Below are 3,401 nucleotides of genomic sequence, written 5' to 3' on the forward strand. Positions count from 1 at the left end.
GGCAGCAGAACCACCACCTAAGGAGGTAATAAGCTCATAAGAGGGGCTTGTCTGATATGAAAATAACTCCCAACTTATCTATTTCAGCAAGTTGGGAGGGAATTCACGTCTTTAGCGGACAGTAATATATCGTAATATCAACTCAACAAGTGGTCTGTTCTATAGAGGTGATATAACAGATATATTCATTATTACAAGCGATCTCACATATAACTACTACAATGTTAACGAAAACAGAGCTTATGAAAATGTAGATAAACTTACCCAATTAGATTATTCAGGAAGAAAAGATTATTGGAGATATAATGCCAACGCTTACAATATTTGGAATAATATCCTTACAAGTAACGTTGGATATACTTATACAGACAAATCTTATATAAATAAGGACACCAATACAGACAAAGAATTATTCCGCTCTTTAGAGAAACGTCATGATATCTATGCCTCATTGATGATAAATCCACATCAAAAAGTTAGTCTTGCAATTGGTGGCAATGTGCTTTTTGTGCATAGAGATAATGGTATAAACTCTGATAATCGTTATTCTTGGATGCCTTCAGCAAAATTACATTGGCAAGCTCTCAATAAATTGTCAGTTACGGGTAATTACTTTTGTAATATCGAATATCCTAATTTGGATCAGTTATCTACGGTTACCTATAATAAGAATAAGATTCTAATGTATCGAGGTAACCCAGATTTAAAAGAAAGAGTTATGCACTATATGGAATGGCGTATTAATGTTCCAAAAATCATTGAGTTCACATATATGCTGAAACATTCTGCTAATGATATAACTCCTTGGTATTTTATGGAGAATGACTATGTTGTTGAGACTTTAGTGGGAAGTAAATACCTACATCAATACATAGGTTTAAGCGGTGACTATAACATCTGCCAGAAGTTCCAAGTGAATTTTACTGCAAATTACCAGTGGTATGGAAGGCAAGGCTCTGATAATATTTGGCATAGAGGTCGCACTTGGTATTTGGATGCGATGGCAACATATCAGATGACCTCGCATCTATATTTTATGGCTGCATATTTCTTGCGACATGATAAGCACCCATTATTACAAGGAGAAGAATATGGTCAAGAAGAGACCTTAATGCTTGGTTTAATGAGTCCGCTATGTAAGGGCAAATTATCATTATCTGTTAACTTTGCAATACCAACAAGTCTTGTATCAAAACGTACATATAAAGACATCACTATACCAGATTTCAAGTTCACATCTTGGGAAGATCAAAGAGTTAATAACGCATTGATGCAAATTAGCCTTAGATACAACTTCGGCAAAGGAAGTGCATCGCGTTCAAATAACCAGAATAGAAGTGAGAGTGAAAAATAAACAAGATGTAATTATCGATGTAATAAAACTATATCGAGTTAGTTATATTCGATAAATTTGTTCCGTGATAAATAGTTCTATTTGCAAATTATTAAAAATCATTCATAATATGAAGAAATTAAAATCTCTTTATTGGGTGTTGATTTCGTTATGCATCACTACTACATTCATTAGTTGTGAAAAAGATATTCCTGAGGATTGGAGTGAAGTAATAAACTTATATGTGGATGCCGAATTAGGAGAGTATCGTCCTTGGGGACATCCTGAGGATGCAGAACCATTGGATGGCCTAAAAATAAAGGAACGAAAAGATGCAGATTGGGAAGTGATTCCTATAGATGGTATAATTGGTTTTTCTTATGTTGAAGGTAATGAGTATTTCATTGAGGTTGAAAAAACTCATTTAGCAAATCCCCCAGCAGATGCATCCAATATAAGCTATACACTAATTAGAATAATATCAGTACATTAATAACAAAACACCATATTATGAAAGTGGCGAGATATTTCTTTGTGATAGTATTGTCTTTAGTATTAACTTCTTGCGAGTTTGAAGAGACTGATCTTGGTTTTCCCAAAAGTATAACATTCACAAGTAATGGCGGTGAAAAAACTATAATTGGTAACGAATCTTTTGTTTTTGCAGAGATTCAGGACTACAAAGGTAATCATGGTTCTATCGAAGGTGGTGAAGATGGTAAACTTTATAATGTGTATGATTGGCTGAAGGTCGAATATGTTGAATTGAAAAATGATGTTTTGAAGGTATATGCAGCACCTAATACAACAGACAAGGATCGAACTCTGTATATTGAGGTCTATTCTGGGTCAGAATATGATGTGATAACTGTTAAACAGGGAAAATAACAAGAGGGTAGCTCGAAGTTTTTAACCGATTTATCAGTAAGAGAATTACTGAATATTACATTCTTCTGAGCTTGTAAATAAAGCGACCCGCCAGCAGTTCTTACGGGATGCTGACGGGTTTTGTTTACTTCAATTTCATCAAGGCTTTACTTGCTTTTTGAGGAGAAAGTCGAACATAGATTTGAGTACTACTCACTTGTTTGTTTCATACTTTCAATAGACTAAATTTATATTTTAAACGTAAATTACACTAATAAGCAAAAAATGAACCAAGAGTTGCTATAGTTCTTATGCCGCAAAGGTATGCGCAAAGAAAATTAGTTTATGTTATCGCTATGTTATCTTTAGGTTAAGAGACTAAGACTAAAAGATTTATCAAACTATGTATAAGGATGGCATAAACAATATTTCTGCTGCTTTATCGAGTATCTGCTATCAATGCCATAAGCGCATAGTACCGCAGCAGGTACGCAAACGACACTGCCTATAACATCTGCCAGATGAAAATCATTGATATGGTTCTCATATACATACGGGCGATACGTGTGCGACAGTACCAGCCCGATAGCGGCAATCAGGATACCTGAAATTATAAACTTCAGTTTCAAATCATTCATTTTCCTTAAGATTCTTAGATACAAGTTTTATTAATACAAAAACAGAAGGAAGTAATAATATCGTACATATAATAGAACCTTCAAATCCAAACAATCCACCATTTATTAAATTGTAAGAAGGGTATTCTAATGTTATAAGTGATTGATAAAATTCTCCACCACTGACATTGAAACCAAAAATGGAACCTTGTAGCCAATTCCATGCACAATGTGAAATTACAGCCGTCCAAAGACTTCCGGTCAATAAAAAAATACAGCCATCAAAAAAACCACCTAAAAAAAGATTAACAGCTGAACAGATACTCATATCGGGATTTGCTAAATGTAAAGCAGAAAAAATGAGAGAGGTTATACTTAAACTTATCCAGATATTCAAACCAGAGCGACATAAACGTGTCAACAAATAACCCCTTATAAGAATTTCCTCATAAAAAGCACCAAAAATGAACATTATCAGACTTAAAGATAAATTTTTCCAATGTAATTGAACTGCTGATATATTTGCTGAACCACTCAATATACAAATTATCAGTCCGAGAGTGAATACTATAACAGTCCACAAT

Annotated in this window: 5 protein-coding genes; 3 read left to right on the plus strand and 2 right to left on the minus strand. The window is 33.9% G+C overall.

The annotated features are described in order from the left end of the window. Window positions 1-190: 190 nt before the first annotated feature. The 3 genes from I6E24_RS15705 (at window position 191) to I6E24_RS15715 (ending at window position 2,221) form a co-directional block, all read left to right on the plus strand. Window positions 191-1,354, plus strand: a complete 1,164-nt coding sequence (locus I6E24_RS15705) for an outer membrane beta-barrel protein (protein ID WP_394800423.1) — start codon at window positions 191-193, stop codon at window positions 1,352-1,354. A gap of 109 nt (window positions 1,355-1,463) precedes the next feature. Further along, window positions 1,464-1,826 (plus strand): DUF4377 domain-containing protein, encoded by a 363-nt coding sequence (locus tag I6E24_RS15710; RefSeq protein WP_235329585.1) that lies wholly within the window; start codon window positions 1,464-1,466, stop codon window positions 1,824-1,826. Between the two features lie 17 nt (window positions 1,827-1,843). Further along, window positions 1,844-2,221, plus strand: a complete 378-nt coding sequence (locus tag I6E24_RS15715) for a BACON domain-containing protein (protein ID WP_235329587.1) — start codon at window positions 1,844-1,846, stop codon at window positions 2,219-2,221. A 380-nt stretch (window positions 2,222-2,601) separates the two neighbouring features. Here I6E24_RS15715 and I6E24_RS15720 read toward each other — a convergent pair whose 3' ends face one another. Both I6E24_RS15720 and I6E24_RS15725 read right to left on the minus strand, forming a co-directional pair. Beyond that, window positions 2,602-2,838: a hypothetical protein gene (locus tag I6E24_RS15720; protein WP_235329589.1), complete on the minus strand. Its 237-nt coding sequence runs from the start codon at window positions 2,836-2,838 to the stop codon at window positions 2,602-2,604. Further along, the coding region (locus tag I6E24_RS15725; RefSeq protein WP_235329591.1) for a CPBP family intramembrane glutamic endopeptidase at window positions 2,831-3,401 on the minus strand (571 nt) is incomplete at its 5' end. The genes I6E24_RS15720 and I6E24_RS15725, both read right to left, overlap by 8 nt.

The sequence above is a fragment of the Bacteroides caecigallinarum genome, from assembly GCF_021530995.1.
Taxonomy (GTDB): domain Bacteria; phylum Bacteroidota; class Bacteroidia; order Bacteroidales; family Bacteroidaceae; genus Phocaeicola; species Phocaeicola faecigallinarum.

Coding starts and splice junctions, on each gene's coding strand:
- I6E24_RS15710 (WP_235329585.1), top strand. CDS start 1,464: ATGAAGAAATTAAAATCTCTTTATTGGGTGTTGATTTCGTTATGCATC.
- I6E24_RS15715 (WP_235329587.1), top strand. CDS start 1,844: ATGAAAGTGGCGAGATATTTCTTTGTGATAGTATTGTCTTTAGTATTA.
- I6E24_RS15720 (WP_235329589.1), bottom strand. CDS start 2,838: ATGAATGATTTGAAACTGAAGTTTATAATTTCAGGTATCCTGATTGCC.